At 50.1% G+C, this 21765-nt stretch carries 21 protein-coding genes; 11 read left to right on the forward strand and 10 right to left on the reverse strand.

Annotation, left to right across the window (positions count from 1 at the left end):
• Positions 1 to 28 precede the first annotated feature (28 nt).
• Positions 29 to 1702 (reverse strand): methyl-accepting chemotaxis protein, encoded by a 1674-nt coding sequence (locus EH207_RS00500; protein ID WP_137712270.1) that lies wholly within the window; start codon positions 1700 to 1702, stop codon positions 29 to 31.
• A 371-nt stretch (positions 1703 to 2073) separates the two neighbouring features.
• The gene (locus EH207_RS00505) at positions 2074 to 3201 is read right to left on the reverse strand and encodes a polysaccharide lyase (RefSeq protein WP_137712271.1); all 1128 of its coding nucleotides are present in this window, start codon (positions 3199 to 3201) and stop codon (positions 2074 to 2076) included.
• A gap of 1373 nt (positions 3202 to 4574) precedes the next feature.
• Here EH207_RS00505 and EH207_RS00510 point away from each other — a divergent pair.
• Both EH207_RS00510 and argD read left to right on the forward strand, forming a co-directional pair.
• Positions 4575 to 5150 (forward strand): aminodeoxychorismate synthase component II, encoded by a 576-nt coding sequence (locus tag EH207_RS00510; RefSeq protein ID WP_137712272.1) that lies wholly within the window; start codon positions 4575 to 4577, stop codon positions 5148 to 5150.
• A gap of 119 nt (positions 5151 to 5269) precedes the next feature.
• On the forward strand, positions 5270 to 6496 hold the full coding sequence (gene argD, locus EH207_RS00515; RefSeq protein ID WP_137712273.1) for a bifunctional acetylornithine/succinyldiaminopimelate transaminase: 1227 nt from the start codon (positions 5270 to 5272) through the stop codon (positions 6494 to 6496).
• Positions 6497 to 6569: 73 nt separating this feature from the next.
• On the opposite strand, the gene crp is transcribed toward argD, so the two are convergent.
• Positions 6570 to 7202, reverse strand: coding sequence for a cAMP-activated global transcriptional regulator CRP (gene crp, locus EH207_RS00520; RefSeq protein WP_004090925.1), 633 nt, complete (start codon positions 7200 to 7202; stop codon positions 6570 to 6572).
• A 322-nt stretch (positions 7203 to 7524) separates the two neighbouring features.
• On the opposite strand from crp, the gene EH207_RS00525 reads away from it, so the two are divergent.
• On the forward strand, positions 7525 to 7932 hold the full coding sequence (locus EH207_RS00525) for an OsmC family protein (RefSeq protein WP_137712274.1): 408 nt from the start codon (positions 7525 to 7527) through the stop codon (positions 7930 to 7932).
• Between the two features lie 68 nt (positions 7933 to 8000).
• Here the strand turns inward: EH207_RS00525 and EH207_RS00530 are convergent, their stop codons facing one another.
• Together EH207_RS00530 and EH207_RS00535 are read right to left on the reverse strand one after the other, a co-directional pair.
• Entirely contained in the window at positions 8001 to 8870 is an 870-nt protein-coding gene (locus tag EH207_RS00530; protein WP_137712275.1) for a phosphoribulokinase, read from the reverse strand.
• Between the two features lie 106 nt (positions 8871 to 8976).
• Positions 8977 to 9213 carry a YheU family protein gene (locus tag EH207_RS00535; protein WP_137712276.1) on the reverse strand — a complete coding sequence of 79 codons (237 nt, stop codon included), beginning with the start codon at positions 9211 to 9213 and terminating at the stop codon, positions 8977 to 8979.
• 271 nt (positions 9214 to 9484) lie between these two features.
• Between EH207_RS00535 and EH207_RS00540 the strand changes: the two genes are divergently transcribed.
• On the forward strand, positions 9485 to 10087 hold the full coding sequence (locus EH207_RS00540; RefSeq protein ID WP_137712277.1) for a LysE family translocator: 603 nt from the start codon (positions 9485 to 9487) through the stop codon (positions 10085 to 10087).
• Positions 10088 to 10291: 204 nt separating this feature from the next.
• On the opposite strand, the gene EH207_RS00545 is transcribed toward EH207_RS00540, so the two are convergent.
• Positions 10292 to 12199, reverse strand: a complete 1908-nt coding sequence (locus EH207_RS00545; RefSeq protein ID WP_137712278.1) for an ABC transporter ATP-binding protein — start codon at positions 12197 to 12199, stop codon at positions 10292 to 10294.
• Between the two features lie 130 nt (positions 12200 to 12329).
• Here EH207_RS00545 and kefG point away from each other — a divergent pair, with 130 nt between their 5' ends.
• The 4 genes from kefG to slyD all read left to right on the forward strand — a co-directional run bounded on the left by kefG (position 12330) and on the right by slyD (position 15616).
• A complete protein-coding gene (gene kefG, locus EH207_RS00550) occupies positions 12330 to 12884 on the forward strand; it encodes a glutathione-regulated potassium-efflux system ancillary protein KefG (RefSeq protein ID WP_137712279.1) in 555 nt (184 codons plus the stop codon).
• Positions 12884 to 14692: a glutathione-regulated potassium-efflux system protein KefB gene (gene kefB, locus EH207_RS00555; RefSeq protein WP_137715216.1), complete on the forward strand. Its 1809-nt coding sequence runs from the start codon at positions 12884 to 12886 to the stop codon at positions 14690 to 14692. The genes kefG and kefB overlap by 1 nt, the downstream gene beginning before the upstream one ends.
• A gap of 23 nt (positions 14693 to 14715) precedes the next feature.
• Positions 14716 to 14910 carry a YheV family putative zinc ribbon protein gene (locus tag EH207_RS00560; protein WP_137712280.1) on the forward strand — a complete coding sequence of 65 codons (195 nt, stop codon included), beginning with the start codon at positions 14716 to 14718 and terminating at the stop codon, positions 14908 to 14910.
• A 139-nt stretch (positions 14911 to 15049) separates the two neighbouring features.
• Complete coding sequence (slyD, locus tag EH207_RS00565; RefSeq protein ID WP_137712281.1) at positions 15050 to 15616, forward strand: peptidylprolyl isomerase; 567 nt, start codon at positions 15050 to 15052, stop codon at positions 15614 to 15616.
• A 75-nt stretch (positions 15617 to 15691) separates the two neighbouring features.
• Here the strand turns inward: slyD and EH207_RS00570 are convergent, their stop codons facing one another.
• Positions 15692 to 15910: a SlyX family protein gene (locus EH207_RS00570; RefSeq protein ID WP_137712282.1), complete on the reverse strand. Its 219-nt coding sequence runs from the start codon at positions 15908 to 15910 to the stop codon at positions 15692 to 15694.
• A 268-nt stretch (positions 15911 to 16178) separates the two neighbouring features.
• Here EH207_RS00570 and fkpA point away from each other — a divergent pair, with 268 nt between their 5' ends.
• Positions 16179 to 16994 (forward strand): FKBP-type peptidyl-prolyl cis-trans isomerase, encoded by an 816-nt coding sequence (gene fkpA / locus EH207_RS00575; protein ID WP_137712283.1) that lies wholly within the window; start codon positions 16179 to 16181, stop codon positions 16992 to 16994.
• 61 nt (positions 16995 to 17055) lie between these two features.
• On the opposite strand, the gene pmrB is transcribed toward fkpA, so the two are convergent.
• Genes pmrB through eptA form a run of 3 tightly spaced genes read right to left on the reverse strand, consistent with a single transcriptional unit; the run spans position 17056 to position 20473 of the window.
• Positions 17056 to 18165: a two-component system sensor histidine kinase PmrB gene (pmrB, locus tag EH207_RS00580; protein ID WP_137712284.1), complete on the reverse strand. Its 1110-nt coding sequence runs from the start codon at positions 18163 to 18165 to the stop codon at positions 17056 to 17058.
• On the reverse strand, positions 18162 to 18830 hold the full coding sequence (pmrA, locus tag EH207_RS00585) for a two-component system response regulator PmrA (RefSeq protein WP_137712285.1): 669 nt from the start codon (positions 18828 to 18830) through the stop codon (positions 18162 to 18164). The genes pmrB and pmrA overlap by 4 nt, the downstream gene beginning before the upstream one ends.
• Positions 18827 to 20473, reverse strand: coding sequence for a phosphoethanolamine transferase EptA (eptA, locus tag EH207_RS00590; RefSeq protein WP_137712286.1), 1647 nt, complete (start codon positions 20471 to 20473; stop codon positions 18827 to 18829). The genes pmrA and eptA overlap by 4 nt, the downstream gene beginning before the upstream one ends.
• 174 nt (positions 20474 to 20647) lie before the next feature.
• Here eptA and EH207_RS00595 point away from each other — a divergent pair, with 174 nt between their 5' ends.
• Complete coding sequence (locus EH207_RS00595; RefSeq protein ID WP_175413612.1) at positions 20648 to 21364, forward strand: helix-turn-helix transcriptional regulator; 717 nt, start codon at positions 20648 to 20650, stop codon at positions 21362 to 21364.
• 4 nt (positions 21365 to 21368) lie between these two features.
• Positions 21369 to 21758 carry a sulfurtransferase complex subunit TusD gene (tusD, locus tag EH207_RS00600; RefSeq protein ID WP_137712288.1) on the forward strand — a complete coding sequence of 130 codons (390 nt, stop codon included), beginning with the start codon at positions 21369 to 21371 and terminating at the stop codon, positions 21756 to 21758.
• The last annotated feature ends 7 nt before the right edge of the window (positions 21759 to 21765 follow it).

The following is a 21765-nucleotide window of genomic DNA, read 5'->3' on the forward strand; positions in this document are numbered from 1 at the left end:
GCCGCATTGGGGTACCGTCAAAACGGAATCAAAAAGTTTCCCAGTTGGCTTTCCCGCTAGGGCTGGCGGGTGCTTTCTTCTGCGCAATGGCCGCCACAGACTGGGCTGGCTGGTGCGTTGTCTCGGCAGTTTTAGTTTCCTCTGCGGCGGAAAGTTTAAATATCGACACGATTTGTGTCAGATGACGAGCCTGAGATTCCAGCGAAGCAGAGGCGGCCGCCGATTGCTCGACCAGCGCGGCGTTCTGCTGCGTCACGCCATCCATTTCCACAATGGCTTCACCAACCTGGGTGATGCCCTTGCTTTGCTCGCTTGAAGCGGAGGCGATTTCACCCATGATGTCGGTGACGTTGGTCACGGCCTTCACGATGTTGTCCATTGCGTTGCCTGCCAGCGTCACCTGATCCGAACCGACCTTGACATTATCGACGGATTCGGCGATCAGACCTTCGATCTCTTTGGCTGCCTGCGCGCTGCGCTGCGCCAGATTGCGCACCTCGCTGGCTACCACGGCGAAACCTCGGCCTTGTTCGCCAGCGCGCGCCGCTTCTACCGCCGCGTTAAGCGCCAGAATATTGGTCTGGAAAGCGATACTGTTGATCACCGAGGTGATATCGGAAATTTTCTGTGAACTGCTGGAGATATTACTCATGGTCTTAACCACGCCGTCAACGATATCGCCGCCTTGATTAGCGGTTTTGGACGCATTCTGCGCGAGTATGCTTGCCTGGCTAGCGTTGTCGGCGTTTTGTTTTACCACGGCGCTAAGCTCTTCCATGCTGGCGGCGGTTTGCTCCAGCGCGGAAGCCTGCTCTTCGGTGCGGGAAGACAGGTCTGTGTTGCCGGAGGCGATTTCACCGGCGCTGCGATAGATCTCCTCGGAGCTCATGCGAATTTCGGAAACGGTTTTAACCCAGTTTGCCTGCATCTGCTGTACGAACGGGATCAGTTTGCCGACGCAATTTTTCCCGGTTTGTTCCAGAAGCCTGTGCAACTGGCCGACAGAAAGGATATGAAGATGCTGTTGGATCAGGTTGAGCGGATGAATGACAAATTTCGCCAGGTAGCGATCCGTTAATAGGACGATGATCGAACCGGCCACCAGCGCGGCGACCAGCATCTTCTGACACATGCTCACCCAGTTGTTAATGCGCTCCTGGGCTTCGGCCTTCAATCGTTCGATCACGCCGTTATATTGATCGATGACGGTGGTGAAGTTTCTGCGCTGATCGCGGTATTCACGACTGGAAATCTGCAAAAACGTCTCCATGCGATCCGCTTTTAAGGCGTCGTACATCGGCACAATGGACTGGCTGAATAACTGATAAGAACTGTTGTAAATGTTATCGATGATGGCCTGATCGATATTGGCGTGGTCGGTGGTTTTGAACGCTTCCAGACCAGCTTTGAGGCTGGCGATTTCAGCCGCGGCGTTCCGCATCTCCTCATCAAACGCGGGAGCGTTGTTTTGCTGCCGGGCTTCAACCGCGCGATCCAGCGCGCTTTTGGCGCGGTAATACTGCCCGCTGGCGCCGTTGATAATATCGCCGTTATTTTGCTGAACGCTGGTCAGGTTAAGCTCCGAAGTGAGTTGGTTTAAGGAATATAAGGCGAATGCGGAGACGCCGCCCCATAGCAAGGAAAACAGAACGAGGATAAGAACCATCATGGTTCTGATTTTGGTGTTGCGAATAAAATTCATGATGCTAGCCCTGGTGACACTATGATTTTATGATCTCTGATGAAGAGATCTCTAGTTTGAGCCTCCCTGCGCGTGAGCCGGCAGGGAAGTTGCGGGCTGTTGGTACTCCATAAATAGAGCATGTGGTGCAAAGCATGTTATCGGCATGTTACATATGGGCTTGAGCACTTTTTGCTAATTTATGGACAAAATTTTACAGGAAATCTGGGCGGTAGAGATTGTGGTTGCTTTATTTCGCCCATCCTATAGCGATGGGGGAGTAATCGTTTTTATTTCCAGGTTTGAAAAACTTCATAAAAAATAAGCGAGATCCGAAGATCTCGCTCAAGCGTGGCCGCGATTCCTTTCGCGACGATGGATTGCCTGGGGTTTTAATCACAGTCGGAAGGTGTCAATACCGCCAGATTTTTACCTACGCCGGCGTAATCCGCCAGTTTATCCTTCACGCACTGTGCCGTTACTGGCGAATAGCTGTAAGGGATGGAAGGGAAGGTGCCTGTGCTTTTCCAATCCTCGGCGTTCACGTAAGATTTGGAATCCTTATTCCAGGTAATGTTGTAAGTCGTAAAATCAGCCGGTTCCATAATGTTGTTGTTACGCAATTCCCAGGTGCCGAACTCAGAACCATCGTAACGCGACGTCACCGGGTTTTTCGCGTTTTCAAACCAATTGCTCTCAATCAGTGCAATGCCTTTCTTACGCACGTTAAGACCGGAACTGGTGATGCCGGTATACAGATTGTTGTAGGCGTGAACCTTGCCGCCGCGCTGTAACGGAACACGCGCATTCACATTGCTGTAGATGTTGTGATGGTAAGTCAGGTCACGATTGATGGTATCTTTGGCGCCAAGACCGCTCAGGCCAACTTTCTTGAAGTCGTGAATGTAATTGTAGGAAACCGTCACATTGGTTGACCCTTTTTTGATATCCACAGCGGATTCAAAGGTGGTATCGCTGTCAGGCGTCCCCTTGCATTCATAATTTTTGGCAAAAATTTCGTTGTGATCTATCCAGACGTTCGGCGAGTCATCAACGCGAAAGGCGTCGCCGTCCTCCGGGCCGCCAGGGATATAGCCAATACGCATATTGCGAATCACAACATCCGCGGATTTGATGAGCCAGAAACCGAAGTTTGCTGAAGAACCATTGGTGCCGATAATGGTAAGACCTTTGGTGAACTCTCTGATCTCCACGCCGCGTACCGGTTTTTTCCACTGTCCGCAGATATCGTCCTCAGCGGCTTTGATCAGCGAGTCTTCATTACCATCATAAGTTATGACCAGCGGATAGGCGCCTCCCTTTACTTTTTTGCCAGCAGAATTGAGCTTCGCCTCTGCAATAATATCGATAATATCCTGCATTGAGTGAGCGGTCTTTTTAACGGCGCCGGAGATGTCGCCGCCGTCTGTTGTTGCATAACCCCCGGTATCTGCCGCAATCGCCGACTGGCAAGCTAAAAATAATAGTCCAGCGGCTGCGGAAGGCAGTAAATATTTCATGATGATTATCTCCTTGGTATAACTATCGTTGGCATTTATCGTTCCACATGCCAGATGTAATTGTCACAGGATGTTTCAACAAAAATAAAATATAAGTTTGTTGATTCGCCCACCTCAGTGTTACCACAAATATAGAACAATACAACAGATGTTATATTAAATATATCTTTCAACGTATATTTAAAAATATGCTGGTGTTCTATTTAGAAATTGGTTTCTTATAAATTTATTATTTATCAGTATATTAGTTTTATTTCATCGGGAGTGAATCGTACGGTTTCCAGTTATTTCTGTTTTTTTATGGGGTTAATTTTTCTGGAATAACACGTGTGATGAACATCAGATTATTTTTTGATTAATAAAGTTGCTCCGTGTGAGTTAATTAATCTCTGTTGGGATATATAATTTTATTAAAACAAATTAGAAGAGAATAATTTTGTATTATTTCCCTTTTGCTACTGCAAATGGATGGTATTCAATGGGTAATACAGATGAAAAGGTAAGAAATAGGGCTGGCGAACGAGTCGTCTTCATGCCGGCATCCTGTGTTATCAGTCGCCAACTCCGAAAGCAATTGATGAAGGTGCATCCGGGGGTTATCCATTGGGGAGGTCGCCCTTTGCTGATGATGGCGGCTAAAGTTGAGAACCGTGATTTTCCTCTCATGAGCCGGGCACCTGGCCCCATTCCGGCAACGTACCGTTTAAGCTGATAATAGCGTTACAACTATGAGAAGTGGGCTGTACGAAATAGCCTCCCGGCTTTCGCCACGCCATCGATACCGCTTCTCGGCATCCAATCTCTTGTATTAGTGACTTTGGCAGACGACGCATACATTACAGGCTTGGTTTGTACCGTGATAATGACGGGGGGTCTTTGTAAGCGCGTTAAACATAGCTTTTCATTTTTTTCGCTGCTGACAGGACATTGACCGACGTTCTCATCACCCAGGAAGGCGTTGCGAAATCTGGTTAGAATGCACAAACTGACCCGCGGATCATTTCTCCTGTCCGGGAGACGCGCGCTTTTTTCGCCAGGGGAGTCAGAAGAGCAAGGGCTGGATGGTTGGTCATGCTGCGGACTTGATGGCGGGGCTTTTGTTTCTGATGAGCGGCGCTACTTTCACCGCCTTGTGCGGCTTGGCTCCAATCTTGATAAGCTGTCGGGGGGGAAGGAGGCGTGTTGAGAACTTGGTGATTGATACCTTCCGTAAAAGTTAATGGAATATGCGCAATCAATTTACCCCAAGAAAGCCTGGTGTCATTGTAGGCACCGCGACGGAGTAGTTATTGCTCACCAGGTATGCGCGCCTGCACGCAGGATGGTGGTCCATTTTTATTTTAATCATTAAATATCAAATAGATAATATAATTATGTTGCTAATCATCGATAACTACGACTCCTTTACTTACAACCTGTATCAGTATTTCTGTGAGCTGGGCGCAGAGGTTCTGGTCAAGCGTAACGATGAGTTGCAATTGGCGGATATTGAACGGCTTGCGCCAGAGAGACTGGTGATTTCCCCCGGCCCTTGTACCCCGGATGATGCCGGTATTTCACTGGCGGCGATCCGCCATTTTGCGGATAAATTGCCTGTTCTGGGGGTCTGTCTTGGTCATCAGGCGCTGGGACAGGCATTTGGCGCGCGTGTTGTGCGTGCCCGACAGGTCATGCATGGCAAAACCTCTGTCATCACCCATAACAGTACGGGAATTTTTTACGGTTTATCCCAGCCGCTGACGGTGACGCGCTACCACTCGTTGGTGCTTGAAGCGGATGCTTTACCTGACTGCTTTGAGGTGACCGCCTGGAGTGAGTGCAAGGGCGAACGTGATGAAATCATGGGAATCCGGCATCGTTCGCTGCCGTTGGAGGGGGTACAGTTTCACCCTGAAAGCATACTTAGCCAGCAAGGACATCAGCTTTTGGATAATTTTCTTAAAATCTAGTCGGATAGAAAGTCATTGCTTGGCAAAGGGGATTAAACATTGCCCTTAATTGATTTTTTATGCATATTTACTGACTATATTTTCATACGGAACGATGAAATATCAGAGCGGGGCAGCAAATGACTACAGAGAACAAAACAGTAACAAGGGAAACTCACGATAAAGTAATTCTGCCGGTTTATGCACCAGCGCAGTTTGTGCCGGTAAAAGGTAAGGGAAGCCGGGTGTGGGATCAGCAAGGGCGAGAATATATTGATTTCTCAGGCGGTATTGCCGTTACCGCGCTGGGGCATTGCCATCCCGCTCTGGTCGCCGCGTTGAAACAGCAAGGAGAACAACTCTGGCACACCAGCAATGTTTTTACTAATGAGCCGGCGTTGCGTCTGGCCAGCAAGCTGATTAACGCGACCTTTGCCGATCGGGTGTTCTTTGTCAACTCCGGGGCGGAGGCCAACGAAGCGGCGTTTAAACTGGCGCGCCACTACGCGATTGAACGCCACAGCCCGTACAAGACTAAAATCATCGCGTTTTATAATGCGTTCCATGGAAGAACGTTGTTCACCGTCTCGGTTGGCGGCCAGGCAAAATATGCTGACGGTTTTGGCCCGAAGCCTGCGGATATCGTTCATGTGCCTTTTAACGATCTGGACGCGGTTAGAGCGGTAATGGATGATCACACCTGTGCGGTGGTTCTGGAACCCGTGCAGGGAGAGGGCGGAATTATGCCGGCGACGCCAGCGTTTCTGCAGGGCGTGCGTGAGTTATGCGATCGGCATAACGCGCTGCTGGTGTTTGACGAGGTCCAAAGTGGAATGGGCAGAACGGGAAAACTGTTTACTTATATGCATTACGGTATTACGCCAGATATTCTGACCACGGCGAAAGCGTTGGGGGGCGGTTTCCCGATCAGTGCGATGCTGACAACCGAGGAAATTGCCTCGGTGATGACGGTTGGCGTACACGGTACGACCTATGGCGGTAACCCGCTGGCTTGCGCAGTGGCGGAAGCCGCGCTGGACACCATTAATACGCCGGAAGTGTTGTCTGGTGTGGCGGATCGTCACGAACGGTTTGTCAATGAACTGGAAAAAATTAACCAGCGGCATGGCATTTTCGAACAGATTCGCGGCATGGGCCTATTGCTGGGCGCCGAGCTGACCCCGGAGTGGCATGGCCGGGCGCGTAACTTCCTGGCCGCCGCCGCTGAGCAAGGCGTTATGGTGCTGATAGCCGGTCCGAATGTGATTCGTTTTGTGCCCTCCCTGGTGATTGAAACGGAAGATATCGAGCAGGGAATGGCTAAATTCGCTAAAGCCGTCGAGCAGGTGGTTAACGCCGCAGATTAATGCGCTATTGCCATGAAACAGTTAAAAAAGCGTGAGGTTGGCTTCACGCTTTTTTTGTAGGGTAAGGTAAGACTTAACGAGTGCCGTAAACGACGATCGTTTTGCCATGTGCGGAGATCAGGTTCTGGTCTTCTAGCATTTTAAGAATGCGGCCCACGGTTTCACGTGAACAGCCAACAATTTGTCCGATTTCCTGGCGGGTAATTTTTATTTGCATGCCATCCGGGTGGGTCATGGCATCAGGTTGTTTCGCCAGATTTAGCAGCGTTTGAGCAATACGGCCTGTGACATCAAGAAAAGCCAGGTTGCCGACTTTTTCCGAGGTTACCTGTAGACGGCTTGCCATTTGCGCGGACAGACGCATGAGAATATCTGGATTGACCTGTATTAGTTGCCGGAATTTCTTGTAAGAAATTTCAGCGACTTCACAAGCCGTTTTTGCCCGTACCCAGGCGCTGCGCTCCTGTCCTTCCTCAAACAGGCCAAGCTCGCCGATAAAATCTCCCTGATTGAGATAAGAGAGAATCATTTCTTTGCCTTCTTCATCTTTGATTAGCACTGCGACAGAGCCTTTCACGATGTAGTAAAGCGTTTCTGCTTTTTCACCCTGGTGAATAAGCGTGCTCTTCGATGGATACTTATGGATATGGCAATGAGAAAGGAACCATTCGAGAGTGGGGTCTGTTTGCGGTTTGCCGAGAACCATTCGCTATTATCCTCTGTTGTAATTCACTGCGCAAATCACAGGGCTCAGAGTTCCCTGTACGGCGTGTTAACTGCGACTGCTAAAAAATCAAATTTCGTGTGGGCAGAATGACGTCAGGGAATATACTGGAATTTACTATCTGGCGACGCCATCACCTTCCTTGTATCTGTGTTTGCCCGGAACAGGCAGATGCTACTTTTGTTTTTAACACAGCTTGAGGGAAGTGTCTTGTATTGTCTCGCTTCAGCATGAGAAAGCGCCGGGTATGGCGTTTTTTGTATAGTAACAATATAAATTTTCAAAAATTTTTTAGGGAGACGCTATGCATGCACGGGTGAAATGGATTGAAGGCTTAACGTTTCTTGGCGAGTCCGCCTCAGGACATCAGGTTATGATGGACGGCAATGCGGGTGACAAGGCGCCAAGCCCTATGGAAATGCTGCTGATATCGGTTGGCGGTTGCAGCGCGATCGATGTTGTGTCGATTTTGCAAAAAGGACGTCACGATGTCGCCGATTGTGAAGTGAAATTGACTTCGGAACGGAGAGTGCAAGCGCCTCGTCTGTTTACTCATATCAATTTGCATTTCATCGTGACGGGGAAAGGGCTGACCGATCAGGCGGTAGAGCGCGCGGTGGTATTGTCTGCTGAAAAGTATTGCTCTGTGGCGCTGATGTTGGGGGAAGTTGTTCAGGTTACGCACAGTCATGAAGTCCGGGATTCAGCCTAACCGCGCCTTCCTGACATCGTCGCCATCACAGCGACACGACGCGCCTGATAGGGCGTGATGCTGTGATGCTATTCGATCTTTTTCCCTTCCAGCAGGCGTTGTACCAGCGGCGTCATAATCAGCTCCATCGCCAAACCCATTTTTCCACCGGGAACAACCAGCGTGTTGATATGAGAAATAAACGAGCCTTGCAACATGGCGAGCAGATAAGGGTAATCAATATTGTCCAGCCCCTGAAAATGTATCACCACGAAGCTCTCATCCAGTGAAGGAATGGATTTCGCTGCGAACGGGTTGGACGTATCCACGGTGGGGACGCGCTGGAAATTTAAGTGGGTGCGTGAAAATTGTGGCGTGATGTAAGTGATGTAGTCCTCCATCGAGCGAACGACTGAATCCATCACGGCTTCGCGTGAATGCCCGCGTTCATTGACATCACGAATCAATTTTTGAATCCACTCCAGATTGACGATAGGCACCACGCCGACCAGCAGATCGACGTGTTGAGCCACATTGTGTTGCTCGGTAACCACGCCGCCATGCAGACCTTCGTAAAACAGCACATCCGTGGGTGACGGCATGGGTTCCCAGGGGGTGAATGTACCGGGAACCTGATTGTAGGGAATCGCTTCATCATAGGTGTGAAGGTATTTGCGGGTTTTCCCTCGCCCATGCTGCCCATATTCAATGAACGACTGTTCCAGCAGGCTGAAATCATTGGCTTCGGGCCCAAAGTAGCTGATGTGCCGGCCAAGATCGCGCGCCTTGCGAATGGCCATATCCATTTCCGGGCGGGTGTAACGATGGAAGCTATCCCCTTCGAGCTGGGCAGCCCGCATTTTCAACTGCTGAAAAATTTTATGGAACGCCTGGCTGGTGGTGGTGGTTCCCGCGCCGCTGGAGCCGGTAACGGCTATAATTGGATGCTTATATGACATGTGAGGCTTTACTCCGTGATGGCGGCGCGACTTAGCATCGCCGTCGGTAATCGGGCGCCATCAAAAAAGGGAATAGATATGCACTGCTTTTAGCATATTTAGTCGTTCAATACGAGTGATGCTCACCGGCATTAAATTGGTCCCGGGGCATAATGTTGATGGTTTCATGTAATTCAGACCACACCAGTACGATTTCACCGGACGTCAGTTGCCGACGAATGTCAGCGACTTTTTGCGCTAATGTGCGTTCTTCCTCACCGTAATCGGTTCCCTCCCGCAGCACGAAAGATTCGATGAGATTGTTCAGCGTTTCAGGATCGAGTTGTTGCCAGGGAATAATCACGATTTTTTCCAAAATAGGGTACTGATAAAAGCGGGCGAAAAATGCGATACATCATGTCATGAAATCTTGTTATCCGATCTTGTGCGATCAATAGCATACTGCTAGCTTCGATACTGCCAGTTAATCACTCTTTTTTGATTTGTCAAAACCCTCATGCGTTGAGCCTGGGATGTGCGGAAAAGGGTGATTTGCTAAAATCGAGGCTGAAAAAGCACATGGCAATAGACGGTATCGACTCAACGCAGTCGGGCGAGGCGAGAGGCGCCACTTCATGGAACTGAGTTTATTTCTCTCAATGTTAGGTTTTCTCTGGGTTGCGGCCATTACGCCCGGACCAAATAACATGTTGCTGACCACGTCCGGCGCAAACTTTGGTTTTATGCGTTCTTTGTGGCTGATGGGCGGTATCATGCTGGGTATGCAAAGTATCTTGCTGCTGGTGGCGTTTGGCGTGGGCAGCCTGATTCTGCTCTATCCCTCGCTGCATTTTATCTTCAAAGTTTTCGGCAGTGCTTACCTGTTCTGGCTGGCGTGGAAAATTGCCACTGCCGCTTATGAGACGCTGGAAACTAATGCCGCGCCGTCCAGACCGATCCGGTTTTATCAGGGATGGCTACTGCAATTCTTGAATCCAAAAGCGTGGTTGATGGCTTTGGGGGCGGTTGCCAGCTTCAGTCTGGCAGGGGACGGCTATTCCCATTCGGTGGCGGCGATAAGCGTGGGAATCGTGCTGGTGAATCTGGCGTCGGGGGTGATTTGGCTGGGATTCGGTACGATGATAGGCCGCCTGCTGCGCAGTAAAAAAGCATGGGTTATCTTCAATGTTTCGATGGGCGTGCTGACCGCAGCGTGTGTGCTGCTGATTTGGCATTGATGAAATAGCTTGCCGCTTGCTATTCAGTTATCGCACTGCCGCCAGGCGAAGGCTGGGGAAGAACTGAAATAGCACGCAACCCCCAGAATGACGCAGGCGGCGAAGAGAACATCATAGGAAAGATGTTCGCCGAATGGTTGTATCGGTATATGCCAAGATGATGCGGAAGCATACAAGAGACTGGATCGCTGGGCTGAATGCCATTCAATCGCCTTGCATCATCCGCTCCAGTTGTTCCTGCGCGTCCAGCCAGGCCGATTCCGTTTCTTCCAGCGCGATTTTGACTTTTGTTTGTTGTTGCAGACAGTCGGTGAGTTCGGCTTTACGGCTGATGTCATAGAGATCGCTCTCCGCCAGCCGGGTTTCGAGCGAGGCCAGCGCGTCGCCCAGCTTTTCCATCTGCTGCTCAAGTTTGGTGATCTGCTTACGCAGCGGCTGCGTTTGCGTTCTCAGCTCTGCTTCCCGCCGCTTTTGTTCTTTTCTGGCCTGGGCGCTGTTGGCGGTGTTCTCTTTTGACGTCTCATCCGACGCATTATCCTGACGTTGCAGGCCGACCAGCCATTGCTGATAATCTTCCAGATCGCCATCGAAATGCTCGACCTGGCGATCGTGCACCAGATAAAGATCGTCGGTGGTGGAGCGGAGCAAGTGTCGATCGTGCGATACCACCACCAGCGCGCCTTCAAAATCGATCAGCGCTTCGGTCAGCGCCTGTCGCATATCCAGATCGAGGTGGTTGGTGGGTTCATCCAGCAGCAGCAGATTCGGGCGCTGCCAGACGATCAGGGCCAGAACCAGACGGGCTTTTTCGCCCCCGGAGAAACATTCGGTGACTTCGGTGACTTTATCCCCCTGAAACCCGAAACCACCGAGGTAATCACGCAACTGTTGTTCCGTTTCCCGTTCGGCCAGACGGACAAGATGCTGTAGCGGCGATTCATCCGCCCGCAGAAACTCCAACTGATGCTGGGCGAAATACCCCAGCCTGACCCCTTTGGCCAGGCCGATTTCGCCTTGTATGGGCGCGATCGTGCCCGCCAACAGCTTAATCAGCGTGGATTTACCCGCGCCATTATGCCCCAGCAAGCCTATACGTGAGCCGGGCACCAAATTGAGCTTAATCGACGCCAGAATCAGCTTGTCACCATAGCCTGCGCTGACTTTTTCCATTCGCAGCAGCGGGTTGGGCAAAGATTCCGGTGGGCGGAAACTGAAACGAAAAGGATTATCCACGTGCGCCGGGGCAATCATTTCCATCCGTTCCAGCATTTTTATCCGGCTTTGCGCCTGTTTAGCCTTGCTCGCTTTAGCGCGGAAACGGTCAATATAATGTTGCAAATGCGCGACTCTTTCCTGCTGGTGCTCATACAGCGATTGCTGCTGCGCCAGCCGGGTAGCCCGTTGACGTTCAAAAGAGGAGTAGTTGCCCGTGTATTCGTTCAGCACCTGCTGCTCGATATGTAGGATCTTATTGACGACGGGATCGAGGAAATCGCGGTCGTGAGAAATCAGCACCAACGTGCCCGGATAGCTTTTCAGCCATTTCTCCAGCCAGATGACCGCGTCCAGATCGAGGTGGTTGGTCGGTTCATCCAGCAGCAGCAAATCTGAACGGCAAATCAACGCCTGAGCCAGATTAAGACGCATGCGCCAGCCGCCGGAAAACGCGCTGACGGGCTGCTGTAGCTGATCCTGGGAGAAGCCTAGACCGTGCAGCAAACTTGAGGCTCTGGCCTGAATAGTCCAAGCTTGAATAGCATCCAGCTTGCCGTGCAACGTCGCAATGGCATGCCCGTCGTTCTCTTCGTTGGCGGTGTGCAGTTCGGCTTCCAAATGACGGTATTCGCGATCGCCATCAATGACGTAATTAAGCGCCGGTACATCCAGCGCGGGGGTTTCCTGATTTACCCACGCCAGCGCCCAGTTCTGAGGGAAGGTGACGCTGCCGTTGTCGGCGCTGATTTCACCTTTAAGTAACGATAACAACGTAGACTTGCCACAGCCGTTCTTACCGACCAACCCGACTTTCTGACCTGGATTAACCGTGGCTGTCGCGTTATCCAGTAAAACGCGCACGCCACGTCGAATTTGCAGCGAAGAGAAAACAATCATAAAGCGCCGTATGTTCAGAGTATGTTAAATTATTGACCTAATAACAGCACCCGTTGTGTCTGTTTTTTTAGTCGTTGCGCTGCATGGTAACGGAAAACGTCTACCGTGACGACGCTTTGGAGGGGAATAGATGTTGCAGCCACCGAGGATTTTGCTGCTGTATGCCCATCCGGAATCACAGGACTCGGTAGCGAACCGGGTTTTACTGCAACCGGCACAGCAGTTGGATAATGTCACCGTGCACGATCTTTACGCGCACTATCCTGATTTTTTTATTGATATTCATCATGAACAACAATTGCTGCGTGAACACGAGGTGGTTGTTTTTCAACATCCGCTTTATACCTACAGTTGTCCGGCCTTGTTGAAAGAATGGCTTGATCGGGTTTTGTCGCGCGGTTTCGCCAGCGGCATTGGCGGCAATGCGCTGGCGGGCAAATACTGGCGTTCGGTGATTACCACGGGAGAGCCTGAATATGTCTATCAGGCGGGGGGTGAGCGCCGTTTCTCCATCGTGGATCTGCTGCGTCCATTTGAGCTGACAGCGTCGATGTGCCGTATGCACTGGATGCAACCGATGATTGTTTACTGGGCGCGCCGTCTGCAACCTGATGTTTTGACAGGTTATGCCCAGGCTTACGGCGAATGGCTGGCAAGCCCTCTCGATAAAAAGGAGCGCAGATGATGGAGAGCTCTGCGCTACTGGCCGCCGGCGTGATGTTTTTATTTGTGGCGGTGGTCGCTGTACCAATTGCCGCACGATTGGGGATCGGCGCGGTATTGGGCTATTTGATCGCCGGAATAGCCATTGGCCCCTGGGGGTTGGGATTTATCCGCGATGTTGAGGCGATCCTGCATTTCTCCGAGCTTGGCGTGGTCTTTCTAATGTTTATCATTGGACTGGAGCTGAATCCGAAAAAATTGTGGACGCTGCGGCGTTCCATTTTCGGCGTGGGGGCCGCACAGGTCGGGCTGAGTACAGTGATACTGGGGGGCGCGCTCTACCTGACGGATTTCGCCTGGCAGTCGGCTTTGATCGGCGGCATCGGCCTTGCCATGTCATCCACGGCGATGGCGCTGCAACTGATGCGAGAAAAAGGCATGAACCGCAGCGAATCAGGCCAGCTTGGTTTTTCAGTACTGCTGTTTCAGGATTTGGCGGTGATTCCCGCACTGGCGCTAATTCCGATTTTGGCCGGGGTTCAGGGCGAGGTGGATGACTGGAATCAGGTGGTGCTGAAAGTCGCGGCTTTTGTGGGGATGTTGATTGGCGGCCGCTATCTGGTGCGTCCGCTATTCCGCTTCATTGCGGCATCCGGTGTGCGTGAGGTTTTTACCGCCGCTGCGCTGTTGCTGGTGCTGGGCTCAGCGCTCTTTATGGAAGCGCTGGGTTTTTCTATGGCGCTCGGCACCTTTATTGCCGGCGTATTGTTGGCGGAAAGCGAGTACCGCCATGAACTGGAAATCGCGATTGAGCCGTTCAAGGGACTGCTGCTGGGACTGTTCTTTATTTCCGTTGGGATGGCATTGAATCTGGGTATTCTCTATATCCACATTATCAAGGTACTGGTGGCGGTATTGGTGCTGGTCGCGGTTAAAGGCATGGTGCTGTATAGCTTGGCGCGGTATAACCGGATGCGTCGATCGGAGCGCTTACAGTTTGCGGGGGTTTTGAGCCAGGGCGGAGAGTTTGCATTTGTCCTGTTTTCGGCCGCCTCGACCTATAACGTCTTGAAAGGCGAACAACTGCCGTTGCTATTGGTAACGGTGACGATATCCATGATGACGACACCGCTGTTAATGCAGGCGATCGACCGTATTCTGACTCGGCGTTACAATCAACAGGACGTTTCCGACGAGCAGCCCTATGTTGCCGACGATGATCCGCAGGTCATTATTGTAGGATTCGGCCGCTTCGGACAGGTCATCGGCCGCTTGTTAATGGCGAACAAAATGCGGATTACGGTATTAGAGCGCGACATAAGCGCCGTTAGTCTGATGAGAAGCTATGGTTATAAAGTATACTATGGTGATGCGACTGAACTGGAGCTATTGCGTGCGGCGGGTGCGGCCAAGGCGCAGTCGATCGTCATTACCTGCAACGCGCCGGAAGATACGATGGCGGTTGTACATTTGTGCCAGCAACATTTTCCGCACCTGGAAATTCTAGCGCGGGCGCGCGGGCGTGTTGAGGCGCATGAGCTTTTGCAATCCGGCGTAAAACACTTTTCGCGTGAAACGTTTTCCAGTGCGCTGGAACTGGGGCGCAAGGCGCTGATGTCGCTGGGAATGCATCCTCATCAGGCATTTCGTGCTCAGCAGCATTTCCGGCGTCTGGATATGCGTATGCTGCGTGAACTGATGCCGCAACTGCATGGGGATGTTGCCCAAATATCCCGCGTCAAAGAGGCCCGCCGCGAGCTGGAGGATATTTTCCAGCGGGAAATGCAGCGTGAACGGCGTCGGCCTGAAGATTGGGATGAAGCGGAGTAAGCGGGAATAATAGGCCATGAATAATGCGTAAACGATTTATTGCCGGGGCCGTCTGCCCTAAATGTCAGGCGCAGGATACGCTGGCCATAGGGCGTGAAGGTGAAACCGACATTGTGACCTGCGTAAAATGCGGCTACCACCAAAGCCAGTCGGACATGCCGCCGGCAGTGCCGGAACGACCCGCTCAGGACATCATCGGCATTTTTCATCCCGATTGAGGCCGCGGTGGTTTTTAATGTTGGGCCGTCGCGTGTGACATTCAAAATCGTTCCTGACGATTTTTTATTCCGTGCGGTACATGAGGATTTTTTTCAGCTACAATTTGCGCCAGTTTGATTTCCAACGGTAGGAGATATCATGAAAGTAACAAAAGATCTGGTAGTCAGTCTGGCCTATCAGGTACGTACAGAAGAGGGTGTATTGGTTGATGAGTCTCCGGTGAGTGCGCCGTTGGACTATCTGCACGGTCACGGCTCGCTGATTACCGGTCTGGAAAATGCGTTGGAAGGCCGTACTGTGGGTGAGCGTTTTGATGTGAACATTGGTTCCAACGACGCTTACGGCAACTATGACGAAAATCTGGTTCAGCGTGTTCCTAAAGACGTCTTCATGGGCGTGGATGAGCTTCAGGTCGGTATGCGTTTCCTGGCTGAAACCGATCAAGGTCCGGTTCCGGTTGAGATCACGGAAGTGGAAGACGACCACGTCGTGGTTGACGGCAACCATATGCTGGCGGGGCAGAATCTGAGCTTCAATGTTGAAATTATCGCAATCCGCGAAGCAACGGAAGAAGAACTGGCTCACGGCCATGTTCATGGCGAGCATGATCATGAACATGGTGATGGCTGTTGCGGCGGCCACGATCATGATCACGAGCATGGCAAAGGTGGTTGCGGCGGACATGGCGGATGCGGTTGCCACTGATTGCCACCCTTTATGGAGAATCTCAGGTTGATGTGAATCGCCTGAGGTTTTTTTATACCCGTTTTAACGCCTGCATCAATAGTGCGGCGGCGCTGTTTCTTCAGACTGCGGGGCGACTAACGAGGTTTGCTGCGTCCGCAATCTTTCCGTTAATAGACGTATCTGCTCACGCAACCGACTAATTTCCCGTTCGTGCTGAATGACGGTTTGGTTCAGCTCTTCTATCGTTATTTCCTGAAAGGCCTGACGGCTTTCCAGAAGTTCAAGCCGTGCTTCAAGTAAAGACGGTGTCATGGTTTTTCCTCTATGCCTCTTCTTCTCCCGGAGTTTGTCAGAAAGTGGAAACTTCTGGTAGTAAAAACGGTCGGAGTAAAGCGTCTTACGTTATCTGGCGATTTTTACGGCGGGCTGCCGCCCGTGGCGTTAAAAACGTTCCAGACGATTTTTTATCAAAAGATTGTCGCGCGTGTCGTTGTGTTGTCTTCACGCGCACAGTTATAGTAGGCGCGAATTTATTTTTAATGATGGCTGGAGCGCATTGTTCCAGATGCTGGAGAAATGGATGAAATCACTGTTTAAAGTAACGCTGTTAGCAACGACGATGGCTCTGACTCTGAACGCAGGCCAGGCTTTCGCGGCAGAGGAGAAGAAGGCGTCTGAGAGTGCCACGACAGCCAAATTCGAGAATGATGAACAGGCTGCTGCTTATGCTTTAGGCGCATCTTTGGGACGTTACATGGATAACTCCTTGAAAGAGCAAGAAAAACTTGGCATCAAGCTGGATAAAGAACAACTGATTGCCGGTGTTCAGGATGCGTTTGCTGATAAGAGCAAACTGAACGACGAAGAGATTGAAAAAACGCTGCAAAGCTTTGAAGCCCGTGTGAAAGCCGCGGCAGAAACCAAAATGAAGCAGGATGCGAAAGACAACGCGGATAAAGGCACCAAGTATCGTGATACTTTCGCCAAAGAAAACGGCGTGAAGAAAACCGAATCCGGCCTGCTGTATCAGGTTGAGAAAGACGGCAGCGGCAGTGTGCCGAAAGATAGCGATACGGTTGTCGTTAACTACAAAGGCACGCTGGTTGATGGTAGAGAGTTTGACAACTCCTATAAGCGTGGCGAACCGTTATCTTTCCGTCTTGATGGCGTCATCCCTGGCTGGACTGAAGGGTTAAAACATGTCAAGAAAGGTGGGAAAATCAAACTGGTCATCCCTCCTGCACTGGCTTATGGTGAAACCGGCGTTCCGGGAATTCCTGCCAACTCAACGCTGGTCTTTGATGTTGAGTTGCTGGATATCAAATCTGAAGCCGATGTGAAAGCCGCTGATGGGGCAAAAAACGAAAAACCGGCTGCTGAGAAAAGCACGCAGTAATGGCGCCAAGTAATGTCAAAATCGCAGGTTAGTCCTGCGATTTTTTTTTTCTGAGTGTCGATTATCTTTGGCTGTTCTCTGGCGAGGTGGCAAAAACTACGCGGGCGATCGTCCCTGTCTCCAGTAGACGATTTGTCAGAAAGAGTTGTCCATCATGTAACTGGGCAATTCGCGTGACAATACTTAAACCGAGACCAATTCCACCATAGCGGCTATCCATTCGAACGAATGCCTTGCTTAAGTCTCCCACCTTGCTTTCATCAATTCCCGGGCCCTGATCTTCCACAATTAATTCAATATGTTGCTGAGTATTTAGCCTGATGGTTATCGTGCTTTTTTTCGGGCTGTAGCGATAGGCATTTTCCACCAGGTTACGCAGTAGCAATTGCAACAGGGTTATATCGCCGCGCATGATCATGTCTGTATCCGGAAGCCGCCATTCAAGTGTTTGATGACGGTTTTGTACCATCTCGGTGAGTTCATCCTGCATGGGGCAGATGATGTCTTTCAGCATAGCGATATCGTGATAATGCCCCGCGGCGAAGTCCTGTCCGGCACGGGCCAGCAGTAACAATTGCTCCACGGTTTTTGTCATCTTATCAATGCGAGTGATTAACGGTCGGCAATCAATGTGATGCAGTTGTTCGTGCAGTTCCAGATGCAACCGTATGCCGGACAAGGGCGTACGCAGTTCATGAGCGACATCGACGGTAAACTGTCTGTCACGTTTCAAGGTTTCATCCAGACGCTGAAATAGCTGATTAATGGTGTTTGTCACGGCAATAATCTCCTTAATGTCGCTCTGTTGCGGCAAGGGTTCCAGATTTTCTGCTGTACGGTTTTTCAATTCTTCCTGTAGACGTGAAAGTGGACGGGTTATCCAACTGACAGCTTGAAAGCACAGTATTAATGTAGCAACCACCATTACCAGGCTGGGGAGACTAAGTGAGGCAATAGCTTCGTTAATTTCCTGATTGATTTGCCTATTCTGAGCAAGCGCGCTCAGGGTTTTATCCACCAGTAATCCAATTTGCTCTTCGCTTTCGTGCCATAGCCACAGCACGCTGATTAGCTGGCAGACCAGAAGAATGCAACCCAGCGCCAAAATCAGACGCCAACGCATGCTGGCAACGTTCGCAATATCACTGGACGGATCGGGGGCGCTTTTCATGTCTGGCTGCCTTTTGTCAATAAATAACCAAAACCACGCAAGGTTCGTATGCGGTCTTTGCCGATTTTTTGGCGTAGATTATGGATGTGCACTTCAAGCGAATTGGAGGAGGGATCGTCATTCCAGTTATAGATATCCTGATGTAATACTTCGCGATGTACCTGAGAACCTGCTTTTAATACCAGCCGGGACAGAATGGCGAACTCTTTCGGCGTGAGGATAACAGGTTTGTCATCAACCGTTACCTGCTTACTGTTCAGGTCAAGCGTAATGTTGTCGGCCTGAATATTGCTATTGCTTGCGCCTTGATGTCGGCGGATGAGGGCCCTGACTCTTGCCTGTAATTCTGTCAGGGCAAAAGGTTTGACAAGGTAGTCATCGGCACCGAAATCAAGCCCATTAACACGGTCTGTTACGCTATCCCGGGCGGTCAAAATCAGAACCGGTTGCTGATACTTGCTTTTACGCCAGCGAGATAATAAGTGCAGTCCGTCATCGTCCGGCAATCCGAGATCGAGGATAACGAGGCTATAATGCGCGCTCCCAATTAACGCGTCGGCTTCTTTTGCGGTTCCGGTATAGTCGCAGGCATAACCCTCATAGGTTAAGGCCATCACTAACCCTTCTTGCAACAACTTGTCATCTTCAACAATCAATATCTTCATGATACGTAGCCCCGACATGGCTGGAGAATATCCAACTGTCGCTGATATTCTGCTGTTTCAATAGTAAACATTCCCAGTATGGTATGGAAAAGATTATCTTGTGAGTATGCTTGCTGCTTCGCATTTTTACGCAAACAGCTGTCCTGAATAGCAAATTGTTGCTTATAGCTTTCAGATAGCCACATGAGCATAGGGATATGGGTTTGCTGCTCAGGCGCGACCGAGTAGGGCATGCTGTGCAGATAGATGCCATTTTCACCCAGGGATTCACCGTGGTCGGAAAGGTAAACCAGCGCGGTATTAAATTTATCCTGATGGGACTTCAATAAATTAATGGTTTTATCCAGCATATAGTCGATATAGACGATCGTATTATCGTAAGTATTGGTGAGTTCTTCCTGAGAGCATTGTTGAATCTGATTAGTGTCGCAGGTTGGGGTGAATTTTTTGAAAGTAGCGGGATAACGCTGATAATAACTTGGGCCATGACTGCCCATGGTGTGCAAAACGATGATTCCATCGTTATTCAGCTTATTAATATAATCCTCCAAGCCATGCAACAACGCTTCATCATGGCAATCGCCGCCAGAGCACATTTCCGGCAACGCCATTTTCGTAATATCTGTCGTTGGCACTCGCGCGCAAACTCCTTTGCAGCCACCGTCGTTTTCTTGCCAAAGCACGTTTACATTCGCGCGTTGTAATATGTCTAGCAGACCTTCCTGATGGCTGGCAAGTTCACCATTAAATCCGGTGCGCGGCATATTAGAGAACATGCAGGGCACCGAGACGCCCGTTGATGTACCGCAGGAAGTTGTATTGTCAAAATAGATAACGTTGTCTTTCGCCAGCCGTGGGTTGGTTTCTTTGGGATAGCCGCCGAGGGAGAAGTTTTGGGCCCGCGTTGTCTCACCCACAACGAGGATGACCAGATTTTTTTTCGCCGTGACGGATTGTGGAGTTTTCTTGTGTGCATCCTGACCAATTTTTACCAGAGGCAAATTGGCCAGTGCGTTATGTTTGTAATAAGACAGATTCGCGGCGACGATATTGCTTGGCGTAATTGATTTTACCAGTTCTTTATTATTACGCATCAACGATGCGTAATCTTTATAGAAAATAACGGCAATAAATAAAATGGCAAACAACGAGGCAATAATGCTCAGGAAATGCATGCCGATATTCGTTATCGTCGGTTTAGCGGGGATTATTTTTATCCAAAGGGCGAGAAGCGAGGGGACAATCCCCAGTAAAAATAGCCAGACGATCAATTGTGGCGTTATCAATGAGGCTGTTTCGATGGGCGTTGTTTCAATGATGTTTTGAATCATTGTACGATCGATGATAATGCCGTAGTTCAGCATAAAATATTGGGCTGTAGCACCGGATAATAGAAATAACACAATGACGGATTGGCGCAGATACGGCACGAACAGCGCGGTGAATACTATGTTCAGCACCGCAAAAATCACTACTGGCATACTAAAGAAGAACAGAATATTGACCCAGTCGGTCATATCGAGCAAATGCAGCGTTTGCCGATAATAGGCGATATTTTGAACAATTGTGATGAAGGCTGCAAAAAACACAGCGTACGGTATGCTGCTCCAGCGTGGTCTGCCAATCTGAATCTGGCTTGTCATGATGAGTCTCTTTTGTATTGAGGGAAATATCAATACGGGCAGACTCTAGCGGGGCTAAGTTAATACAACCTTAAGATCGGGAATCGTGAAATTCAGGGACGACAGAGTGGACATTTGCTAGACTATGTCTCCTGTCAATACAATAAATAGATGACGTTGAGGGTGGTGTCTGCCATGTCTAATTCGCTTGTATCTGGCGAATCTTATGACCTTGATTTGCTGGATGAACGTCCGTTTAGCCAGACGGATTATGAGATACTCAAATCGTATGAAGCGGTGGTTGATGGTCTGGCCATGTTAATCGGTGATCATTGCGAGATTGTTTTGCACTCGCTTGAGGATCTTAAATGTTCTGCCGTGCGGATCGCTAACGGTGAACATACTGGCAGGAAAATCGGCTCGCCCATTACTGACCTTGCATTGCGTATGTTGCATGACATGGCCGGGGAGGACAGCAGTGTTTCTAAGGCTTATTTCACCCGTGCCAAAAGCGGCATGCTGATGAAATCAGTTACGATCGCTATACGCAATCGCGATCAACGAGTCATTGGTCTATTGTGCATCAATATGAATCTGGATGTCCCTTTTTCTCAATTAATTCAAACATTTATCCCACCTGAAATGCACGAAGTGGCCTCGTCGGTTAACTTTGCCTCATCGGTGGACGATCTCGTTGCGCAAACGCTGGAGTTCTCCATTGAGGAAATTAATGCAGACCGCAATGTGTGTAATAACGCAAAAAACCGGCAGATTGTGCTGAGTTTGTATGAAAAGGGTATCTTTGATATTAAAGATGCTATCAATCAGGTTGCCGAACGTCTTAATATTTCCAAACACACCGTGTATCTCTATATCCGCCAGTTTAAAAGCGGCGATTTCAGCGGGCACTAAGCACATGCTGACTTATTGCATCTTGGTTACCGGCCCCGCTTATGGAACGCAGCAAGCAAGCAGCGCTCTACAGTTCGCGCTGGCTCTGTTGGCGGAAGGGCACCAGTTGGAAAGCGTATTCTTCTATCGCGAAGGGGTGTTTAACGCGAATCATCTCACCTCGCCGGCAAATGACGAATTTGATCTTGTACGAGCCTGGCAACGTTTGGGGCAAGAGCATCATGTGGCGTTGAACGTCTGTATCGCCGCAGCTTTGCGGCGGGGGGTAACCGATCGACAGCAGGCTGAGCAACTCAAGCTGGAGGGGGCTAATCTGCAACATGGTTTTACCCTGAGCGGTCTGGGAGAATTGGCACAATCCGTGTTGAACTGCGATCGGGTTCTCCAGTTTTAGGGTAGCG

Origin of the sequence: Brenneria rubrifaciens (genome assembly GCF_005484945.1) — a bacterium.
Taxonomy (GTDB): domain Bacteria; phylum Pseudomonadota; class Gammaproteobacteria; order Enterobacterales; family Enterobacteriaceae; genus Brenneria; species Brenneria rubrifaciens.

Coding starts and splice junctions, on each gene's coding strand:
- EH207_RS00500 (WP_137712270.1), bottom strand. CDS start 1,702: ATGAATTTTATTCGCAACACCAAAATCAGAACCATGATGGTTCTTATC.
- EH207_RS00505 (WP_137712271.1), bottom strand. CDS start 3,201: ATGAAATATTTACTGCCTTCCGCAGCCGCTGGACTATTATTTTTAGCT.
- EH207_RS00510 (WP_137712272.1), top strand. CDS start 4,575: ATGTTGCTAATCATCGATAACTACGACTCCTTTACTTACAACCTGTAT.
- argD (WP_137712273.1), top strand. CDS start 5,270: ATGACTACAGAGAACAAAACAGTAACAAGGGAAACTCACGATAAAGTA.
- crp (WP_004090925.1), bottom strand. CDS start 7,202: ATGGTTCTCGGCAAACCGCAAACAGACCCCACTCTCGAATGGTTCCTT.
- EH207_RS00525 (WP_137712274.1), top strand. CDS start 7,525: ATGCATGCACGGGTGAAATGGATTGAAGGCTTAACGTTTCTTGGCGAG.
- EH207_RS00530 (WP_137712275.1), bottom strand. CDS start 8,870: ATGTCATATAAGCATCCAATTATAGCCGTTACCGGCTCCAGCGGCGCG.
- EH207_RS00540 (WP_137712277.1), top strand. CDS start 9,485: ATGGAACTGAGTTTATTTCTCTCAATGTTAGGTTTTCTCTGGGTTGCG.
- EH207_RS00545 (WP_137712278.1), bottom strand. CDS start 12,199: ATGATTGTTTTCTCTTCGCTGCAAATTCGACGTGGCGTGCGCGTTTTA.
- kefG (WP_137712279.1), top strand. CDS start 12,330: ATGTTGCAGCCACCGAGGATTTTGCTGCTGTATGCCCATCCGGAATCA.
- kefB (WP_137715216.1), top strand. CDS start 12,884: ATGGAGAGCTCTGCGCTACTGGCCGCCGGCGTGATGTTTTTATTTGTG.
- EH207_RS00560 (WP_137712280.1), top strand. CDS start 14,716: ATGCGTAAACGATTTATTGCCGGGGCCGTCTGCCCTAAATGTCAGGCG.
- slyD (WP_137712281.1), top strand. CDS start 15,050: ATGAAAGTAACAAAAGATCTGGTAGTCAGTCTGGCCTATCAGGTACGT.
- EH207_RS00570 (WP_137712282.1), bottom strand. CDS start 15,910: ATGACACCGTCTTTACTTGAAGCACGGCTTGAACTTCTGGAAAGCCGT.
- fkpA (WP_137712283.1), top strand. CDS start 16,179: ATGAAATCACTGTTTAAAGTAACGCTGTTAGCAACGACGATGGCTCTG.
- pmrB (WP_137712284.1), bottom strand. CDS start 18,165: ATGAAAAGCGCCCCCGATCCGTCCAGTGATATTGCGAACGTTGCCAGC.
- pmrA (WP_137712285.1), bottom strand. CDS start 18,830: ATGAAGATATTGATTGTTGAAGATGACAAGTTGTTGCAAGAAGGGTTA.
- eptA (WP_137712286.1), bottom strand. CDS start 20,473: ATGACAAGCCAGATTCAGATTGGCAGACCACGCTGGAGCAGCATACCG.
- EH207_RS00595 (WP_175413612.1), top strand. CDS start 20,648: ATGTCTAATTCGCTTGTATCTGGCGAATCTTATGACCTTGATTTGCTG.
- tusD (WP_137712288.1), top strand. CDS start 21,369: ATGCTGACTTATTGCATCTTGGTTACCGGCCCCGCTTATGGAACGCAG.